Raw genomic sequence first — 20,434 nt, forward strand, 5'->3', positions numbered from 1 at the left:
AGGTTTTTAGCTCTCAAAAAAACGTCCTACTACTTAATCTCAGACCATTTTGTCGTTTGATTTCGCCCTTGCCTTTTAGATGTATAAAGCGCTTCATCTGCTCTGTCTACAATGCTATCTATGTTCTTATCACTTGGATGTAATTCGGCCACACCCAGACTGATTGTAAGTGGTTGACCCGGACTGAATAGGAATGACTCTGTTTCTTTTCGTATCGACTCAGCCACTTTCACCCCGTTATCTTCCGATGTGTTGGGCAGTAGAATAATGAACTCTTCGCCTCCCCATCTTGCCAAAATATCACTATGCCTTATTCGATTTGATACAAGCTCACTCAATTCTTTGAGGTAGACATCACCGACATTATGCCCAAACTGATCATTAATGGATTTGAAATGGTCAACATCAAACAGGATGATGCTAAAAGTAGAGGTGAGGTTTTTACCCTGTACAAATTCATATTGTAAGTGCTCGGTGAACTTGTTGCGGTTGAATACTTGAGCAAGAAAGTCGGTATTCGAAGCAGTAGTGAGCCTTTGATTATGTCTGTGGCTAGCGAATATGCTCCAAGCGGTCACGGCAGAAACCAACAAGATAAGTAATAGGTATATCAGATAGTTATTGCAAAGCTCTTTCAGCCTCGCGTCTTGCGTACTGGAGATTAAGTACGCAACATGTTCACCCTTGATATTTTTAATGGATAAAAAGCTCAGTATGTATGTATTGTCACCGATAGTAATATCGTGGGAGAAGCTATGTTCGTCTAGGGTTAGTGAGCTTAAAGACTTTTTAAGCGTGTCCGCGTTGTCTAACAAGTCTCTGTATTTTATTTTCGGTAAATGTTGTTCGAATACGGCTTTATCAAAATAGTAGTTATCGGATAAAAAGCTGTTTAGATAATTGTATGCCATGTCGTCGAAGAGCTTAGACTCTACGGTCGATTTGTTGATGATAAAATGGAAATCATCATCGGGGTACAATTCAAACAGTAAGTCGACGATGCTACCCATGGAAAGAGACACTTCTAATGTACCAACTTGTTTATCGTGATCGACAACTGGGTACACGAATCGGTAACCATTAAATATCCGGCCTTCTTCGAAGCCTTCGACAAAGCGTTCTTCGACATTCGCTAATCTGACGGATTCTCTTATGGAGAATAGATTATCGCCAAACTTTTCTGGTTTATGAACTCTTAAGGAACTGTCGCCATTTTTGAAGTGAAAATGCAGTTGCCTGAAATTGTACTCCTTTAACAAGGCGTAGTCTTTTTTCAACAACTGGTAGATCCTCTGTCTGTTTTTGTCCCGAACTTCTTCGCCAGAATAAGCTGCAGCCGCGAATAAAGGGACGATTTCCTTATCTCTCTCGATTTGTTTAAAGACATAGTGAGAAAACTTGCGATATACACCAATACTCGACTGAACTTTGGATTCAAACGTTGTGGAATAGTTGTTAAGGATAGTTGATTTCTGCTCGTGATAGCTGTCGAAGAGCAAAATGAATAAGGAGACCAAAAAGAGGCCAAGTGCAGCATAGCGGGTGGTTAATTTATGGGGTGTTAACCGAGAAAATTTAGGCGTATTTCGTGGCGACAAACGCTAGCCTCTAAAACTTTAAAAAATAGATTATGACAGTAGGGGCATAGTACAAAGATGTTAGTAAATTTAATAGGTTTTTTAGTATATTGTTAGATTGCGATCAGGTTTATGTTTTCCGAAAAGCACATCTTTTTGTGCCCAAACATAGCGCCCACCAGAGCCGTGGTTGAGCGCTATCTAATCTCGTTCTTATTAGTCTGTGTATAATGGTCCAATTCATTCAAGTTTGTGCTGCAATGTTAGCGATAGGATGAATCAAAAAGCCCTTTTAGGCGCTTCTGTTATTACGCGTCGAAGGTTAAATGCTACTCCCTCAGTTCAGCACGAACTTCTCTACAATCTAATTCGTTTATGAAATGGTCGCTGAAGACAACTCTTGGGTGTGTTTGCTGCTTTTACGGCGCACTTTGATCTGCGAGAGAATAACACCGGAAATAACAAATAAGCCGCCAACAATATGGTAGAGATGAACTTCTTCGCCTAGTAATGTCGATGCTAACGCCACTGCAACCACAGGCATTAGATTCATGAACATGGCACTGGAGTCAGCACCGATTAAATCTATCGCTTTCACCCACATTAGCGGAGCGAAAATTGAGGCTGCAATGCCTGCGTAAGCAATCATCGGGAGCGCTTCTTGGCTAGGGAGAAGATGATCACTGGTCAACCACAATGGTGCCAGCATGATCACTGAGAAAAATCCTTGCATGTAAACCAAAGTCAGGCTGTTAAATGGCATCTTCCAGCGTTTAAGTAGGACGCAGTAAGTAGCGTAAACGAAGGCGGCAAGTAACATTAAACTGTCACCTTGAGTCATGTCCTGATGGAAGAAATAGGTGATGTCTCCGTGGCCAAGCATAAAGGCTAACCCTAACAACGAAATTAAGCCGCCAACGATACTCAATTTAGAAATCGACTTACCTAACAGAGGCACACTCAGAAAGACGCTAATAAGCGGAACCAATGACGTAATCAGTGCCATGTTAGAAGCTGTGGTCGTTAAACCAGCGTAATAACCCAGTGATTGGTTTAAAACCATACCGAGCAGAGCGAGACAAGCCAATTTACTGAGATAAGGGCGAATAACGTGACGCTGCTTAATCACAGCTGGCAGACAAAACGGTGTCAGTATCAGCAATGCGATAAACCAGCGGTAGAAACTCATTGCACTCGGTTCAATCGCACTGGCTGCCATTTTGTTGACGATAGCATTCCCACCCCAAATCATGACGGTAAAAAACGGAAGTAAATAAACCATAAAAATCCTATCGCACAATAATTGATGACGATAGTCTGGCAGGTCTTTATAATGAAAAGTATCTCCTAAAAGACATAGTGAGCGATAGGAAGACAATTTTGAAAAAGAGTTCGCGAAACCTCCACCCTTCATTATCAATTGATAGGGCACCATCCGACGTATTTATGAATTTCGAAGCGTTTTTGTCGAATACAGAGACTCGAATTCACAGCCATCCCTGGGGGCAGGTACAGTTGATCAGTGGTGGCATCTTGGAAATTGATGCAGAAGACACACGCTTTTTAGCACCACCTCATTTGGCTATCTGGGTGCCTGCGGGAATTCGTCATACTAGTTATAACAGAAAGCCGATCGAGTATTGCTCGCTAAATATTTCTCCTGAATTGACGGCACATTTCCCGACCAAAACCAGTTTGATTAAGGTCACGCCAGTCATAGCTGCGATTATTGAGGATTTTCGCCAACGAGATATCAATGTCGCGCATAGTGATGAAGACAAACGTCTAGTGCAGGTACTTCTCGATCAACTGGCAAAACAAGAAGTGGAGCACCATTTCTTACCGACTACCGATAACAAGTATCTGGAACCTATCCTTAAAGCGGTAGAAGAATCTCCCACGGATGAAATCAGTTTGGCAGAGTGGGCCGTAAAGGTGCACACCACCGAGAGAACGCTAGCGCGTCATTGCCAGAGTGAACTAGGGATGAGTTTTACAGAATGGCGATTACGTGTCCGCTACCTGCATTCTATGGAGCTGCTACGCAAGGGACAAACGGTAAAAGAAGTCGCATTGACCCTAGGTTACAATCAGGCGAGCCCTTTTATTGCAATGTTTAAGAAATACTCCGGCATGACACCGGAGCAATATAAGAATCGTTTGTTATAACTGGTGTGGCTTGATATGTGCATAATAAGTTAGCATAGCCTATTTTTTGTTGTAGGTTTACAACAAAAGTGACTCTGTTATGTATGATCAGACCCAAAAAGCTTCCTATGTGCATAACATTCGAAAATTTATGAGTTTGAAGAATGACGCTGTTGTAAGAACAATGTCGGTTCTCGAATTCGATTTCTGTTTTCACCTTGAATACAATCCTAATGTAAAATCATTCATATCCCAGCCTGACAGTTTGTATTACTTATTCAATGGTCGACGCTGTCGTTATACTTCTGATTTTTTAGTTAAAGGGCTAAATGGTCAATCTTCATTAATAGAAGTTAAGCATTCTTCAAAAATAAATAATCCTGATTTTCGAGCTAGATTCGCCGAAAAGAAAAAAACTGCGATTGAATGTTATGGTTTGGGTTTGAGACTTGTCACTGACAAGCAAATTCGAATTAATCCAATTCTTAATAATTTAAAATTATTACATCGTTATTCAGGGTTTCACACGGTAACTGAAGTGGAAAAATTTGTTTTAAAATATATTCAACGCAATAAAAATGTTCAGTTGAGAGATATGTCAGAAGTCCTTGGATTATCAGAACAAGAGACTATTATTAGTTCTTTGTGCTGGCTATCAAGCGGAAAGATACAGACTGATTTGAAGGGTTCGGAATTCGGGTTGGACAACTATGTCTGGGGTTGAACACGAGAATAGTATTGATGAGGATTTTTTAGGGTATTTTGATGAATTTATAGAAGAAAACCTTAAAATTTCTGATAGTGGTTATGATGAAATATTCAACAAAATTGATAATAGTTTTGAATCAACTTTTGATAATTTGCCCAAAAGAATACAGCAAGAGACTTTAGAGCGACTTAATCTAATAAAGTTTATAGAGCAGCGTCTAAGAGGTGGGTGGACTGAAAAAAATCTAAATCCTTTATTAAATAAGTATAAAGCTGAAACTGGAAAACATGTACCTAGTTGGAGGGTACTAGCCGATTGGAAATCAAAATATTATAAATCAGATAAAACACTTTTAGCTCTTGCCCCACAACATGCCAAGAAAGGTAATCGTTCGAGAAATTCTGATTCTGAAAAATTGATACGTGAAGCTATTCAAGTAAAATACTTAACTAATAAACGTGAATCGGTGGCTGATGCGTATAATTACTATAAGAGTCGAGTGATCGAAGAAAATCGAAATATCATTGAAGGTAAGATAAAGAGAATAAGTCAAAGAACTTTTTATAATAGGATCAATGAACTTCCTCCTTACGACGTTACAGTAGCAAGGTATGGAAAAAGGTATGCAGATCGTGAATTCCGCCTAGTTGGTCAGGTTGAACCTGCTAGGTATCCGATGGAATATGTTGAAATAGACCATACCCCAACACCAGTTATTTTGGTTGATGACAAACTTTATCTTCCCTTGGGACGACCATACTTAACCATATTGTATGATCGCTTCAGTGGTTGCATTGTCGGGCTATATGTTAGTTTTCGAGACCCTAGCTATGATTCTGTACGTACTGCGTTTTTAAATGCTGTTTTACAAAAAACTTGGATAAATGAACGCTATCCCAGTGTTAAAAGTGAGTGGCCTTGTTTCGGAAAAATTACCTATTTAGTTGTTGATAATGCAGCAGAGTTTTGGTCGGATAGTTTGGAACAAGCGTTAAAACCGCTCGTTTCTGATATACACTACGCTAAAGCAGGGAGACCTTGGGAAAAACCACATGTTGAAAAGGCGTTTGATACATTTTATAAGCTATTGTTTAGTCAAATGCCTGGGAAAACGTTCAGTAATATAACCCAGTTAAAAGATTACAATCCCAAAAAAGATGCGGTGGTTCGTGTATCGGTGTTTCTTGAGCTGCTCTATAAATGGGTTATTGATTATTTTAATCACAATCCAGATTCACAGCTAAGACGAATCCCTTATCGCCGGTGGTGCGAGTCAAGTTATCGCCCAAATTTTTATGACGGTATCGAAGCCGAACAATTGAAAATTGAATTAGGCATCATAAATTATAGAACGCTAGGGAAAGATGGGATTCGACTACATCGTCTTAGATATCAATCCGAAGCTCTTGTGGAGTATAAAAAGAGATCAGCAAAAGCGTACAAAGTAGGAGCAAGACTTAAGATAAAAACAGACCCTGACGATATCAGTCACATCTACGTTTATCTTGACGAAGATAAAGTTTATTTGAAGGTCCCTGTCGTGGGAGAATCGGAACATTTGAGGGGGGTATCATTATATCAGCATCAAAGAGTATGCGCAGTGAATCGGCTGAATACGAAGCTGAACAAAAATGAAGAATTACTCGCTGAAACATATCTTTTCATACATAGGAAAATTGTTGAAGAAGGTGAACGAATGGCTAATCAGAAGCCATCTAATTCATCGTTACCTAAGACAACTAATCTCAAGAAACTTGCCCAATACCAAAATGTTGGAAAAGAGGGTTATGGTTCATTGTTGACTGACTCTGGTACAAATACTGCCGAACCATCAACTAAAGAAGACAAAGATCATTATCATGGGATTGATCTGAGCGATATCGACGGGTACTAAAATGTATGAACTGTCTGCTACACAACGTAATCAACTAATTGATTTTCGAGAGTGCTTTATTGAATATCAAGAGGTTACTGAAATATATAAGACATTTGACCGGATGATTCTAAATGGTTCCTTAGGAGGTGAACAGGAATCGTTATTACTTACAGGTGATACTGGTTCTGGTAAAAGTGCATTGATTCATAATTATGTAAATCGCTTTCCTGAGTCAAAAGGTCTTTGGTCAGATATGCCAGTATTAAACACTCGTATCCCAGCGAAAGTTAAAGAGCAGAATGTTTTGGAGCGTTTGTTACTGGATTTAGAAAGTATTACCTCTAACCGAATGAAACATAAGTCTCGTGAAGGTTCGTTAACTACTCATTTAATAAAACAGCTCCGTCGTAAAAATGTAAGGCTGATCATTGTTAATGAAATTCAAGAATTGATTGAATTTAAAGATGAAGAAGAGCGACAAAGAATAGTAAACACATTCAAGATGATAAGTGAAGGGGCACAAGTGGCATTTGTTTTAGTTGGAATGCCATATTCAGCATTGCTAACGGAAGAATCTCAATGGAACTCTAGACTAAGCTTGCAAAGGCATTTAGATTATTTTCACTTATTTAAAAAGCTTAAGAACGGTCAATTAGTCCCTGATGGTAAGGGCAAAATGCACTTCGCTAAATTTGTCGCCGGACTTGCTTCAAGAATGGGATTTGATAGCCGACCTAATCTAACTTCTGATGACATTTTACTGCCATTGTTTGCTGTCTGCCGGGGTGAGTGTAGAGTACTAAAACATTTTCTTGATGATGTATTGTTAGATGCGCTTACGGAATCATCACTAACGATTGATAAATCTCGTTTAGCAGCGACGTTCGGCAATAAATTCCCTGATGCTAAACATAATCCCTTTTTACAAAACCTGGAGGATTTAGAACTTTATGAGCTAGAGGTTGAAACTAAGTATCGTAAAGACGCCAAGTATACAGAAGATAGGTTAGTGGGGAGGCAGTTTACTAATGCTTTGCCTCTAAGTATGCTACTAACGAAGCATCCACTAAAGGCTTGAGCGTTTATCTTCTAATTCTTGTACTAATTTTTGTTTATCTTCCTCACTCAACTTATCAATCAGACAAGCCAATTCTGCCGTTACTTCATCCTTACAAAAGAAATAATTCAACGGTACATCCAATTCTTCAGCCATACGGGTTAACGTTCCTATATCGGGAACATGACGACCTTTTTCATAGTGGTTCATTCGACCACTTGCCGAACTTTCTTCCATGCCTATTCTCACCCCTAGATCTTTTTGGGTGATTTTGGCTTTTTTACGCGCAGCTTTGAGCCTCTCTGGGATTGGGTTGTGGTTTTGCACTTGCTCATTTCTAACAAACCTATCGATAACTTAGATTGTCTAAGTTTTACTGATTTTTGTATACTTAGCAATCCTAAGTTTTTATTGATTGTTATAGCCACATGAACAGAGTCACCAAAATTAACCCACACATGTTTAACTTATTGATTGAAAGAGGAATGGATGATTTCTCTGTAACAGAAGCGAGGGATGCGTTACTTGAAAGCGGTGTATCGTTTCCAAGCAAAGAGGATGCTCGAAAGTATGTTTATAGGCAACTCCTATCGTTTGAGGGCAAAGGATGGCTATTAGCAGATGGACTGCGCCGAGATAAACGTTACCACCTAACTGCGGAATTTAAAACGTTAGCAGTAGAACCACGAACCCTCAGTGATAAAAATGGGATAGTGGATTCAAACGCTAATCTAAAGGAATCTGTTCTAAATACCTTGGTGCAAGAGAGGAAGCTGTATGAAGGAGAGTTAGCGATTACTTTGGGCGAGATTGAAGAATATCAATCGTTGTTGTCTCGGTTTCCAAGTAACAAGAAAGATCTGCAACCACTCTATAATGCTGCAAAAGAACATTCAGCGAAACTATTGGGTAAAATCAATGCGTTGAATAATTATGTTCATATAGCAAAAGATAAGGCACAAAAATGCTAAGGGTTTGGCAAAGCGAGTGTGTAACTCAAGTTCTGAAAAAGTTTACATCAGCCAGCCATTCCCATTTCTTCTGTCAAGCGACTCCTGGATCTGGCAAAACAGTAATGGCCGCAGAGGTTGCAAAGCGCTTATTTGAAAATGACATGATTGACTTGGTCCTTTGTTTTTCGCCATCCCTCTCAGTTGCTGAAGGAATGAGAAATACATTTTCTTGGAAGTTAGAATGTTCTTTCAACGGAGGATTGGGCTCTTTGGGGGGATCTTATACGTACCAATCCATCCGATTCTTGGATGAAAGCTTTTGGAAAACGGTCAGAAAGTATCGAGTGCTAGCAGTATTTGACGAAATTCATCATTGTTCGTTTGATGAAGACGGTCGTTCCAATTCGTGGGGGATAGAAATTATTAGGAAACTCCAAGGGCTTGCACAATATACACTGGCGTTATCTGGAACACCCTGGCGATCAGACCGGTCACCCATTGTAATGGCTGAGTATTCTGACCCAGATGGAATGGTTATTTGTGATTATCAATATGGATTAAAACAGGCTGTTGAGGACAGGGTATGTCGTCGTCCTCAAATTGTATTAATAGACAATGATCATCTGAGTATTTCTAAGGGGAATACAAATCAGCACTTTACCTCCATTTTGGATTGCTTGAAACAATCAGATGTTTCTTACCAGAGTGTCATTCACAATGAAGATGCCATGAACTATATTCTGGAGAGTGGTTGCCAAAAGTTAGCACAGGTAAGAAAAGAATCACCAAATGCAGGTGGGTTAGTTGTTGCTGCTTCTGTTAGACATGCGAAAGATATTCAGCAGAGACTTATTGAACGCTTCAATCAATCAGCCTGCGTTGTTACTTATCACCTTAACAACCCGCTACAGGAAATTGAATCATTTCGGCATTCAGATACACAGTGGATAGTCAGTGTGGGGATGATAAGTGAAGGAACCGATATCCCTAGATTACAAGTATGTTGTCATATGAGTGCGGTTAAAACAGAGCTCTATTTTAGGCAGGTATTAGGACGAATACTTAGAATCAATGACTCGCCGAACCAAGAAGCCTGGCTTTATACCTTTGCCGAGGAGAGCTTAATTGGGTTTGCTGAAAGGATTGAACAAGACATTCCGGAGTCATGCCAGTTAATCAAACTTAACAAGTGCAGTGAGGAATATAGTAAACAAGAAATGAACGCTATTTCTACAGAGCGTTTAGTCGATAAGGCCGTGGAGCCTAAGGCGGCTATATCCAGTATCAATTGGTCCCGGATTGGCCCTTTTTCTAATACGGCCATCCTTCCAGTCGTGGGTTACGATGAACTGCATTTAGGTGATTTTAAACAAAGAGTTCTTGCTACCTTTATGTAATCAAGAAAAATATTATTCACCTTGATTTATACACCTCATCAGCAATACTAAAACTTAGTTATTCTAAGTTTTAGTGGTGACTTGTGATTAAAAATATTCAACTATACCCTGATGAATCGCTCGAAAGCTTTCTGTTGCGACTATCGCAAGAGCAAGGGTACGAGCGATTTTCCCATTTTGCAGAAGACATCTGGTATCAAACACTTAATGAAAATGAGGCGATGTCAGGTGCTTTCCCACTAGAGCTTAATTGCATCAACATTTATCACGGGCATACAACCAGCGAAATGAGAGCGCGTGTCCTCATTGACCTAGAACGCCGAATTAAACTCAACAACTTTGGTGTTTTACGTTTGGCCTTAATGCACTCAAAAGCCAATTTTTCACCAAAATTAAAAGCTGTGCATCGTTTCGGTGTGGATTATCCCTTTTCCTTTCTGAGAAAGAGATTTACACCAATTTGTCCTATGTGTTTGGGTGATGCGCCGTATATACGACAGAATTGGCAGTTTATACCTGTTCAATCATGTGCGGAGCACGGCTGCAAGTTGCTCCATCAATGCCCAGAATGCGCTTGCCGACTTGAGTATCAGAATTCAGAACGCATTCAATATTGTGAATGTGGTTCTAACCTTGCCGAAGCTGAGGCAAAAGTATCGTCTGAAAGCGAGTTGATGGTAGCTCACTGGCTAGCCGGAGAGTCACCTATGGAAGGGGGCGTCATGAGCAAAGATATGACAACCTCAGAGCGCTATGGTTTTTTGCTTTGGTACGTGAACCGCTATGGCGATCTAAAAGATATCAGCTTTGACGCCTTTGTAAAATATTGTGCAGAGTGGCCAAAACCGTTACACCACGAACTGGATAAGCTGGGAGATAAAGCTGATGTGGTTCGAGTAAAGCAATGGAGAAAGGTGTTTTTCAGAGAAGTGTTTGGGGAATTGTTGCTAGAGTGCCGTGAACTCCCAAGTCGCCAGTTAAGTAAAAATATTGTGTTAGTTGAGATTTTACATTATCTCACTCGTTTAGTTGCAGACAGTTCCTCGTTGCCTAAAGGAAATATCGCAGATGTTTTGTTGAGCCCTTTTGAAGCGTCTACGTTGCTTTCATGTAGTACCGATGAAGTATATCGTTTGTATAATTTCGGTGAGATTCAAGCAGCATTTCGACCGAAGATACACACTAAACTAGCTCGCCACGAACCAGTATTTACTTTGAGAGGAATGATAGAGACTAAGTTGGTTCGTATGTGTTCCGAGAGTGATGGCCTTAGTGTCTATCTCTCGAACTGGTAATTCAGGAAAGTAATAACGATGAAGCTAAGTGATGTATTGCGAATTGAAGATGAAGTGGTCAAGCAGAAGACGTTAAAAAAAGTATTCATGCCTTATAGTGAAGATATCGAAATTGATGGCTGTGAAAAAGAAGCTTTAACCATACTGCTTAACTTAAGTTTTTACCCCAAAGGAGCGAAGCATATTAACTGGCTGGGTGATGAACGAGCGCTAGATTATCTCACAGAGCAAGACAACCTAACAGCCTCGCTGGCAGAGGTACAATGGTTCCACACCCATAACCTAAAATACCCAGATTGCCGAGTAAGTAAGCAGAATATTATTGGTGAACCTCTTCCTGCAGATGACGTTTTCATTTCAAGTGCTACGTTGAAGCCAAGCTTAGGCTGGGCGCATAATTCGGCTGCTTATCGCTACACTATTTGGTTGCTGAATTCTTTCATTTGGCAGTCTCAACCCACCAATATTCTTACCTTAATAGAGCAACAAAACCCAATTTGGCTAGACTTGCTGAGGGCCTTTGGTTTGAGCGAAAAGTCGCTTGAACGCCTTAGAACCGAAATTGAGTTGCAGCTTTCCTCACAATCGTTTCCTCGCTATGTTGATTCGTACTCTAAGCAGCTGCGTTTCCCTTGGAACGGAGATTATTTATCGATTACTCCCGTTGTGAGCCATGCGATGCAACGGGAATTGGAACATCGTTATCGAAACGCAGAGAGTCATCTCAAGTTTGTGACTTTGTCATTCCCTAACTCAGCAAGTATCGGGAATTTATGTGGTAGTGTGGGTGGTAACATGCAAGTACTGAATTACCCATTAGATGTGCCTTCATCGACAAATAGGTCAACATTAAGAAAAACACTAGCCGACAGCAGGTTAGCGAGTGGTCGGTATTTTGATGATTTCCAGCTAACGAATGAAAGAATATGTAAAGTTCTAAGTCGTTTGACTGGAACAGAAACACCTACATCACACAAACGAAGAATTAAATCGCGAAAAGATCAAAGTAGAATTTTGAGAAAGCAGGTCGCCTTGTGGATGCTACCGTTAATTGAACTGCGCGATCGTTTCGATAACGATGAACGAGAGGGCGTCATTGAGGAGCATGAAAGCTTGGTTCAAGACTTTCTAACGCTACCTGAATCAGATCTACCCGCGCTGGTAAGCCAGTTCAATCAGCGCTTACATTATGTATTTCAAGAGAATAAATTTACCAGAAAATTTGCTTATCATCCTAAACTGCTACAAGTTGTTAAATCTCAGATAGTTTGGGTTCTTAACAAACTGAGCGAGCCTCAGGAAGATGAAGTTAGTGGCCAGGGTGAACAGTATATCTACCTTTCTTCACTGCGGGTGCAAGACTCCCTGGCGATGAGTTGTCCATACTTATGTGGTGTTCCATCACTAACGGCTATTTGGGGCTTTGTTCATCACTATCAAAGAGAGTTCAATAGATCGATCAACAGTGATGTGTTTTATGAGTTTGCCGGCTTTTCGATATATGTCCGAAGTCAAAGCATTACTCTGGGCGCGAAGTTGACGGAGCCCAATTCAGTAGAAAAAGTCCGTGCCATTTCAAATGCAAAGCGTCCAACGATTCGAAGTGATAGGTTTGCTGACTTAGAAATAGATTTAGTTATACGCGTAAAAAGCCATGGCAGATTATCGAATTACTGTGCAGAACTTAAGTCCGTACTTCCGCTCTCTTTGGCTGGAGGTTCATTGTTCCAACCTCTTATCTCATCAAAAATCGACTGGCTTCGAACGTTTGAAAGTCGCTCTAGCTTGTTTCATTCATTAAAGGGCTTACCCGTTTATGGGCGCTGGTTATATCCCTATGAGCTGCAACCTGATAGTTTTGATGAATTGGAATCGACTTTGGATCAGAATAGTGGCTGTCTACCAGTCTCAAATGGATACCACTTTTTAGAGATTCCTATACATCGAAATAATGCCCTCACTGCGTTACACACTTATGCCGAAAATACATTGACTGTAGCTAAACAGGTTATTCCTATAGAGATGCGTTTTGCCGGAAGCAAACAGTTTTTTCAGGAGGCTTTTTGGTCGCTAGAATGCAGTTCAACAACTATTCTTGTAAAAAAATACAAGGAATAGGGTATGGAACTGTGTCGTCAACTCAATTATTTGCGGTCTATCTCTCCAGGGAAAGCGTATTTTTACTACTTGGCTTCGAATGGAGATAGGTGCCCTTTAGCGATTGATAAAACTCACATACGGGCACCAAAAGGCGGGTATGCGGAAGCTTATCAAGGTAGTTCATTTGTCAAAAAAAATGTTGCACCTCAGGACTTATCTTATTCCAATCCTCAATTTATTGAAGAATGCTATGTTCCACCATTGACCAATGAAATAATCTGTGAGTTTTCACTTCGAATCAGAGCTAACTCGTTACATCCTGATGTATGTAGTGATGATAAAGTGCGCGAGCAATTAATGTCGCTTGCCAAAGTTTATAAAGAGCTGAACGGTTATCAAGAACTTGCTTATCGTTATGCGAAAAATATACTGCTCGGGAGTTGGTTATGGAGAAATAAAGATTGCCGTGGAGTTACAATCCAAGTGATGACGAGTGATGGTGAATCCATTGAAGTCTATGATGCAACAAAGCTTTCTTGGTATGGTAACTGGGATGAGCAATCAACACAAAGCCTAGAACAATTAACGAGCTATTTGTCGAGAGCATTGTCTGACAGATCTCAATGCTTCTATATGGACGTGAAAGCTGTAATGTCAGTCGGACGAGGGGATGAGGTCTATCCAAGCCAAGAGTTTATAGATGTTAAACAAGATGGAATTCCCACAAGGCAGTTAGCTAAGGTGTCTTTGAACTATGAACAAGAGACAGCTGCATTTCATGCTCAAAAAATTGGTGCAGCATTACAATCAATCGATGATTGGTGGCATGAAAATGCAGATAAGCCGTTAAGAGTGAATGAGTATGGGGCTGACAGGGAATATGTAATTGCAAGACGTCATTCACTATTAGGTAACGATTTTTATCAGTTGATTCGTCGTACTGAAAAGTGGATAGAAGAGATGGATAAATCTAAATCGATACCTAATGATGTTCATTTTATTTTGTCGGTGCTTATTAAAGGTGGTTTATTCAATTGCTCGAAAACCAAATCTAAATCCAAATCTAAATGAGGGGGATACTGATGGAAAGAAGATATTACTTTTCGATTCGCTATGTTCCATCGTATGCGGATTTTGGACTCTTGGCTGGTCGCTGTATATACCAGATGCATTTGTTTTCAATTAACAACCCTGACGTGAAAAATAAAGTGGGAGTTTGTTTTCCTCGCTGGAATACGAAGGATGTTGGTGACATGATCGCCTTTGTTATGGAAGATAAAGAAGCGCTATTGGGGCTAGCTTTCCAACCTTACTTTTCCAGGATGACAAAAGAAGGCGTATTTGAACTTTCGAAAGTTGATGAGGTTCCAAAATCGTCTTCTGAAGTGAGGTTTGTAAGAAATCAAGCGATTGGCAAGAGTTTTATTGCTTCTAAAAAACGAAGGATAAAACGATGTATGACGAGAGCTGAATTATTGGATTTTGAGCATACCCCGGTTGCTGTTGAGGAACGTGTTGTGGAACATTATCACCGCATTCCAATTTCTAGTGGCTCATCTGGCCAGGATTATATATTACATATTCAAAAAGAACGCGTCGAATCAAGAGGGCAGCAAGATTTTAGTAGCTATGGCTTAGCGACAAAGCAAGAAAAAAGAGGGACGGTCCCTGCGCTGTATATTTGACCATCTTTTTGAAGTTCCCATTTATTTTACGATAAAACAGTGGGTTACAGTAAGAGGCAAGAAAAGGGTAATATACAAATTTTTGTTTGTTCTAATAGGAAAATCATTAAGTTATCGTCTATAATTTATAGTGATCTGCCGAGTAGGCAGCTAAGAAAAATCACAACTTTTGGCTAACACACAGCATCGGGTGACCTGCCGAGTAGGCAGCTAAGAAAATGTTAAAAAAATACTCAGGTAAAACCCTGCCGAATAGGTAGTTTGAATTTTACCATTTATAAGGCAGATATAGTGGTTCTGCCTTTTTTGTTTCTCGGATCTCAAACAGTTAAACCGTTACAACCAAATCAGTATTTTCAGCGTATCAGAATGCATGTAAATTATAAAACGTTCATTTGAATGGATAGCTAACCAAGTGCGTCTTTCGGTGATTGCGAACACTCATTTCGTGCGCCTGAACTTGAAAGCACTGTTAAAGCTGATCTTACCTTGAGTAACTTTAGCGATCACATCAACAGAAAGCTGGGAACGAGAGTCCGTGATGATCATCCTTACTAACCCCTGAATGGTGAGTTGACCTATTCAAAGGGTTAGGTATAGAAATGGATCCGTCATTTTCCCTTGGTAATTAGTCAACCGACAAAATCGGTTGGTAGTTAAGGTACGATAGAATCGCTTGGTGATCACAGTGTGAAAAATGAAGACACTTTTCTAGCTTTTCACTTTCTGTATAAATGCATGTCGCACAGGGTCTGAAAAAGCAGAGTTCCACAATAAGCCTACTGACCACAGAGCATGTTCTCCGGTTAAAGGGATGAAGCGTATCTGAGGTTGACTGATACGTGCAACACTTGCTGGAATAATAGTATAACCCAAACGAGCAGAGACCAATGCTAATACAGTAATTATGTCATCTGCTTCTTCAACAATTGCTGGTCGCTGTTGAGCTTCCCACAGATAGGTGGTGATGTGCTTGTTCATTGTCGGGTTTTTATCACGGCTCAAGGCAAGGTAATTGAGGTGACTCAATGATCTCCACAAATTTTTAATGTCTATTTTCTCTTTTTCATGGACGGCGATTGCTAGACGATCTGTGAATAATGGTATTGCTGTTAACGGTGATTCTATAGGGAGTCGGTCAAACCCCAATTGAAGATTTCCCAACAGAAGTTCTTCGACCAGTTTATGAGATGGGTAGTCGTTTAAAGTAACGTGCACATTAGGGAAATCTTGTTTAAATCGGGCAATGTAGTTTGGGGCTTCGTGAAACGATGATATACCAAATCCGATATTCAAATGACCTGATGTTCCTTCTGCTACAAATTTTGATAGAGTCTTGAACGAGTCAAATCCTTTCAGAACACGTTTTGCTTCTGGTAATAAGACCTTACCCATAGGGGTTAACTCTGCGCCATGTCTGCCACGATCAAACAGTACTACATTGAGCTGCTCTTCAAGACGCTTTACTTTTTTTGTGAGTGCGGACTGAGTGATGTAAAGATGTTCAGAAGCGACACGGAAGTTCTTATCGTCAGCCAACTGGCAAAAAGTGCGAAGTAAATCTATATCCATTCTGTTTTGGAATTGAAAGCTGAATTTTATTCATTATAACTCATCGAACATGTCTTTTATAGTTGGCTGCATGTAAGGATAAATGTGGTCCGGCATAAATCAGTAACTAAGCTCTACAAGCAGGTTGTGTGGGTTAACTGCCGATTGTGATGTGGGATTCCTTGTTACAGTTTTGCTCTCTGTTTACTTCTTGGAAATGGAATGATGGATGAGGTTTTGATTCAATCACTAGGATTTGTGGCTTTAGGTGTGAATATACTAGCCGCATCAACGGTTAACGATAACCGAATGAGATCATTGATATGTGTTTCTTGCCTCATTTTCTCAATCCACTTCACCTTACTTGGTGCAGTTGTTACTGGCTTTAACCTGTTTGTGAATTCTTTTCGTGCGTTAGTTTCTGTTAAATTTAAGGGTGTTAAAGTTTTTTTAATTTTCTTTGTAATCCAAGTTTTAATCAGTATTTATTTTTACTCTGAGCCTCGAGATTTACTTCCGACTATGGCGTCAATTATAAGTTGCTACGCTTTATTCTGTGCGCATGGTATGCGTATGCGAATAGCCTTCTTTAATTGTACTCTTATCTGGGCAGCTAATTCTTTTTTAGTCGGTTCATATGGTGGGCTCATTAATGACTTATTCAATTTGACAATGATAAGCATTACTATTATTAGACTTAATAATAAACAAAAATTGTAAATTAAAATCAGTTGATGATATACGCGTTACTTATATTTTAAAATAACTTCTCTTCGCTTTAATAAAACAGTAATAAGAAGAGTCGTAACCAATAACACAGAAGGGACAAATTATGAAGAAAACACTATTGAGCCTCTCTTTGGCCTCTCTTGCCATCGCAACTACTGCAAGTGCAGCAGAGTACAAGTTAACAGTGCCTCATGTGACAACAACGGACGGCTATAACCATCAGTCGCTACTCGTACTTAAGAACTATGTAGAGTCACGCTCGAATGGCCAGATAGAAGTAGATATCTATCCTTCTGGTCAATTATGCTCAAATGCAAAAGAATGTATCGCGGGTGTACAAGCTGGTATGTTCGATTACTTCCAAACAACCATTCCTGAATTAGGTAACTTTTGGCAGCCAGTCGGTGCCTTTGACCTACCTTACCTATTGCCAAACGATCGTGTCGCAGAGTGTGTATACGACAATGAGAAGTTTATTGGAGATGTGCGTAACGAGCTTCTGAAGCGAGCACCAAATGTACGTCTAATGGCGGTATCTAATTCTGGAGGTTGGCGCAATATTGCAACGACTAGTAAACAAGTCAAGAATCCTTCAGATGTAAAGGGTCTGAAGTTGCGTACAGTCCCAGCAAAAACTCAGCAAGATTTAGTTAAAGCACTTGGCGGGGCACCAACGCCAATTGCATGGCCAGAGGTATATACAGCATTATCAACAGGCATGGTTGATGGTACAAAAAATGGGGTCGTAGACATTACCATGAACAAATTCCATGAGAGTCTTGAATATATGATTCTTGATGGACATGGTTACATGGGGGGGGCTTGGGTGTTCAACGACAAGAAATTCAAGTCTTTTCCTGATGAGCTAAAGAAAGTCATTATAGATGGCATAGCGGCTCAAAACCAGTATCTGCGCTCATACCCTAAGCATAAAGAGTACTCGGCTTACGAAGAGTTTAAGAAAGCTGATGGCGTGGTTTACAACCCAACAGAAGATGAAAAACAAGCATTTAAAACTGCAGCTGCACCAGTTAAAGAATCTTTCTTGGAGTCAACCGGTTCTGAAGGTAAAAAATGGTTAGAACGTTTCGAGAAGGAAATTAATACTTGTGAAATGCAAATTCAGTCTGATTACGATATTCAGTTTAATTAATTTCCTTTCCTAATTAGGAATATATTAAAAACACTAGTAGGTGTACTTCTACTTTCAGTGCACCTTTATTTTTTTCTACAATTTGGGAGTGCCCTAGATGAAATTAATTCAAACTCAAACCGGTTTTATTATTAACCATAAAAATAGGACTGTATTAGAACATACGGAATTTAACCCAGCTTTATATCTCGGTATTGGTCAAGGTACTTTTGATATGTATCGAGGAAACTTTGATATTAAAGATTATGTCGTGGAGCGCTTGCCTTTAAAGAAGTTCGTTATTGCTGAAAACACGAATGATATCATGATTAGCTTTAGTTATGATGGTGATGTGGCATTAAATGTACGTATATTTGAGACCGTAGAAGGTCGGTTGAAATTAGAATTTACCTCTTTAGATGCAAAATATAATCGTTTCTGGATTCGCCTCGCAGCGACGGAGAATGAAGCCGTTTACGGTTGTGGTGAACAACTAAGTTACCTAAATTTGCGGGGTAAAAATTTTCCACTTTGGAGTTCTGAGCCTGGTGTAGGACGTAATAAAAATAGCTATACCACTTGGCAAGCTGACGTTAAAGATAAAGCTGGTGGTGACTATTATAACACTAACTATCCTCAACCAACTTTCATATCTGATAAGAAGTACTTTTGTCACTTAGAAACTACGGCTTACGCTGATTTCGATTTTACTCACAAACAGTATCATGAGTTGCAGTGCTGGAATATACCTGACTACTTGCTTTTAGATGCAGAAGATTCTTTCCCCGAGCTAATGACTAACATTACTGATGTATTTGGTCGCCAGCCAAGATTGCCAGAATGGGTCTACAACGGTGTTATCTTAGGCATTCAGGGTGGGACAGAGATTACTCTTGACAAAATATCATCAGCAAAAGAAGCGGGGATTGAACTCGCAGGAGTATGGTGTCAAGACTGGCAAGGGATCAAGATGACATCGTTTGGGAAACGCTTGCAGTGGGATTGGCAATGGAATGAAGAACTATATCCTGACTTGAACACTAAAATTCACCAAATGAAAGAAGATGGTATTCGCTTCCTAGGGTATATCAACCCTTATGTGCTAGAAAGTTTCCCTCTGTATGAAGAGGCGTTAGATAAGGGCTATTTAGCAACAAAAGAAGATGGTTCAAAATACGTTGTCGATTTTGGAGAGTTTTACTGTGGTGTTGTTGATTTCACTAACCCTGAAGCTTGTGAATGGTACAAGGGTGTTATTCAGAAAAATATGATCGATTTCGGCCTTGATGGCTGGATGGGAGACTTCGGTGAATATCTGCCAACAGATTGTTCATTATACAATGGCGTGAGTGCAGAGATTGAGCATAACAAATGGCCACTCCGCTGGGCAAAAGTACAACATGAAGCAGTTAGAGAAGCAGGAAAAACTGACGACATTTTATTCTTCATGCGTGCCGGTGCTACAGGAATACAGCGCTACTGCCATGCACTTTGGGCGGGAGATCAGTCAGTGTTCTGGGAGAAAGATGACGGTTTAGCGTCAGTAATTCCGGCGGCACTTTCTGCTGGCTTGATGGGCAACGGCATTAGCCATAGCGATATCGGCGGCTACACCACACTGCATGGAAATAAGCGTTCAAAAGAGCTGTTTCAACGTTGGGCCGAGATGGCAGCATTTACGCCAATCATGCGTACACATGAAGGTAATCGACCAGATGATAATCACCAGTTCGATACTGATTCTGAAACTATGGCTCACCTAGCACGTATGACCAAAGTATACAAACACCTCAAGCCATACATCAAAGCAGCAGTAGAAGAAAACGCAACCAAAGGAATGCCCGTTCAGCGCCCACTGTTTATGCACTATGAGCAAGATTCAGAAGCATACCAAATTCAATACCAGTACCTCTTTGGTAGGGACTTGCTGGTGGCACCCGTTTACAACCAAGGTGAAACAGTGAAAAAGCTTTACCTACCTGAAGATGAGTGGGTACATGTTTGGAGTGGCGAAACGTTCACGGGCGGTTGGGTTAAAGTAGACGCTCCAGTCGGTCAACCGCCTGTATTCTACCGTAAGAAGTCTAAGAGCGTGCACCTTCTAGAAAGTATCCAATACATCTAGTTCAGCCGTTTAGTGTACCAGTCTGGTTCACTATTAAAACAACAAGTCAGCATCTCCAGAAATGGAGGTGCTCCTCAAATTCGTTTGAACAAAATCTGGA

The 20,434-nt window shown here is 40.2% G+C and carries 17 protein-coding genes; 13 read left to right on the forward strand and 4 right to left on the reverse strand.

Going from position 1 to position 20,434, the window contains the following annotated elements; translation table 11 throughout:
* Positions 1-29 precede the first annotated feature (29 nt).
* Complete coding sequence (locus tag DBX26_RS22545) at positions 30-1,517, reverse strand: diguanylate cyclase (RefSeq protein ID WP_118121252.1); 1,488 nt, start codon at positions 1,515-1,517, stop codon at positions 30-32.
* A gap of 433 nt (positions 1,518-1,950) precedes the next feature.
* Positions 1,951-2,859, reverse strand: coding sequence for a DMT family transporter (locus tag DBX26_RS22550; protein ID WP_020335388.1), 909 nt, complete (start codon positions 2,857-2,859; stop codon positions 1,951-1,953).
* A 98-nt stretch (positions 2,860-2,957) separates the two neighbouring features.
* On the opposite strand from DBX26_RS22550, the gene DBX26_RS22555 reads away from it, so the two are divergent.
* The 4 genes from DBX26_RS22555 to DBX26_RS22570 all read left to right on the forward strand — a co-directional run bounded on the left by DBX26_RS22555 (position 2,958) and on the right by DBX26_RS22570 (position 7,388).
* Entirely contained in the window at positions 2,958-3,746 is a 789-nt protein-coding gene (locus DBX26_RS22555) for a helix-turn-helix domain-containing protein (protein WP_014234841.1), read from the forward strand.
* 79 nt (positions 3,747-3,825) lie between these two features.
* Positions 3,826-4,449, forward strand: a complete 624-nt coding sequence (locus DBX26_RS22560) for a TnsA endonuclease N-terminal domain-containing protein (RefSeq protein WP_118120953.1) — start codon at positions 3,826-3,828, stop codon at positions 4,447-4,449.
* Positions 4,436-6,328 carry a Mu transposase C-terminal domain-containing protein gene (locus DBX26_RS22565; protein ID WP_118120954.1) on the forward strand — a complete coding sequence of 631 codons (1,893 nt, stop codon included), beginning with the start codon at positions 4,436-4,438 and terminating at the stop codon, positions 6,326-6,328. The genes DBX26_RS22560 and DBX26_RS22565 overlap by 14 nt, the downstream gene beginning before the upstream one ends.
* A gap of 1 nt (position 6,329) precedes the next feature.
* Entirely contained in the window at positions 6,330-7,388 is a 1,059-nt protein-coding gene (locus tag DBX26_RS22570) for an ATP-binding protein (protein ID WP_118120955.1), read from the forward strand.
* On the opposite strand, the gene DBX26_RS22575 is transcribed toward DBX26_RS22570, so the two are convergent.
* A complete protein-coding gene (locus tag DBX26_RS22575) occupies positions 7,377-7,694 on the reverse strand; it encodes a helix-turn-helix domain-containing protein (protein ID WP_118120956.1) in 318 nt (105 codons plus the stop codon). The genes DBX26_RS22570 and DBX26_RS22575 overlap by 12 nt on opposite strands.
* Before the next feature lie 101 nt (positions 7,695-7,795).
* On the opposite strand from DBX26_RS22575, the gene DBX26_RS22580 reads away from it, so the two are divergent.
* The 6 genes from DBX26_RS22580 (at position 7,796) to cas6f (ending at position 14,797) form a co-directional block, all read left to right on the forward strand.
* Entirely contained in the window at positions 7,796-8,338 is a 543-nt protein-coding gene (locus tag DBX26_RS22580) for a hypothetical protein (RefSeq protein ID WP_118120957.1), read from the forward strand.
* Entirely contained in the window at positions 8,332-9,717 is a 1,386-nt protein-coding gene (locus DBX26_RS22585; RefSeq protein WP_118120958.1) for a DEAD/DEAH box helicase, read from the forward strand. The genes DBX26_RS22580 and DBX26_RS22585 overlap by 7 nt, the downstream gene beginning before the upstream one ends.
* Before the next feature lie 83 nt (positions 9,718-9,800).
* On the forward strand, positions 9,801-11,012 hold the full coding sequence (locus DBX26_RS22590; RefSeq protein ID WP_118120959.1) for a TniQ family protein: 1,212 nt from the start codon (positions 9,801-9,803) through the stop codon (positions 11,010-11,012).
* An 18-nt stretch (positions 11,013-11,030) separates the two neighbouring features.
* Positions 11,031-13,130 carry a type I-F CRISPR-associated protein Csy2 gene (locus DBX26_RS22595; protein WP_118120960.1) on the forward strand — a complete coding sequence of 700 codons (2,100 nt, stop codon included), beginning with the start codon at positions 11,031-11,033 and terminating at the stop codon, positions 13,128-13,130.
* Positions 13,131-13,133: 3 nt separating this feature from the next.
* Positions 13,134-14,183 carry a type I-F CRISPR-associated protein Csy3 gene (gene csy3, locus DBX26_RS22600; RefSeq protein ID WP_118120961.1) on the forward strand — a complete coding sequence of 350 codons (1,050 nt, stop codon included), beginning with the start codon at positions 13,134-13,136 and terminating at the stop codon, positions 14,181-14,183.
* Between the two features lie 11 nt (positions 14,184-14,194).
* The gene (gene cas6f, locus DBX26_RS22605) at positions 14,195-14,797 is read left to right on the forward strand and encodes a type I-F CRISPR-associated endoribonuclease Cas6/Csy4 (RefSeq protein ID WP_118120962.1); all 603 of its coding nucleotides are present in this window, start codon (positions 14,195-14,197) and stop codon (positions 14,795-14,797) included.
* Positions 14,798-15,508: 711 nt separating this feature from the next.
* Here cas6f and DBX26_RS22610 read toward each other — a convergent pair.
* Positions 15,509-16,369, reverse strand: a complete 861-nt coding sequence (locus DBX26_RS22610) for a LysR family transcriptional regulator (RefSeq protein WP_118120963.1) — start codon at positions 16,367-16,369, stop codon at positions 15,509-15,511.
* Positions 16,370-16,570: 201 nt separating this feature from the next.
* On the opposite strand from DBX26_RS22610, the gene DBX26_RS22615 reads away from it, so the two are divergent.
* The 3 genes from DBX26_RS22615 (at position 16,571) to DBX26_RS22625 (ending at position 20,334) form a co-directional block, all read left to right on the forward strand.
* Positions 16,571-17,068: a YgjV family protein gene (locus tag DBX26_RS22615; RefSeq protein WP_254063567.1), complete on the forward strand. Its 498-nt coding sequence runs from the start codon at positions 16,571-16,573 to the stop codon at positions 17,066-17,068.
* A 112-nt stretch (positions 17,069-17,180) separates the two neighbouring features.
* Positions 17,181-18,230 carry a TRAP transporter substrate-binding protein DctP gene (gene dctP, locus DBX26_RS22620; protein WP_118120964.1) on the forward strand — a complete coding sequence of 350 codons (1,050 nt, stop codon included), beginning with the start codon at positions 17,181-17,183 and terminating at the stop codon, positions 18,228-18,230.
* 97 nt (positions 18,231-18,327) lie between these two features.
* A complete protein-coding gene (locus DBX26_RS22625) occupies positions 18,328-20,334 on the forward strand; it encodes an alpha-glucosidase (protein ID WP_118120965.1) in 2,007 nt (668 codons plus the stop codon).
* Positions 20,335-20,434 lie beyond the last annotated feature (100 nt).

The organism is Vibrio sp. dhg, from assembly GCF_003443775.1.
Taxonomy (GTDB): domain Bacteria; phylum Pseudomonadota; class Gammaproteobacteria; order Enterobacterales; family Vibrionaceae; genus Vibrio; species Vibrio natriegens.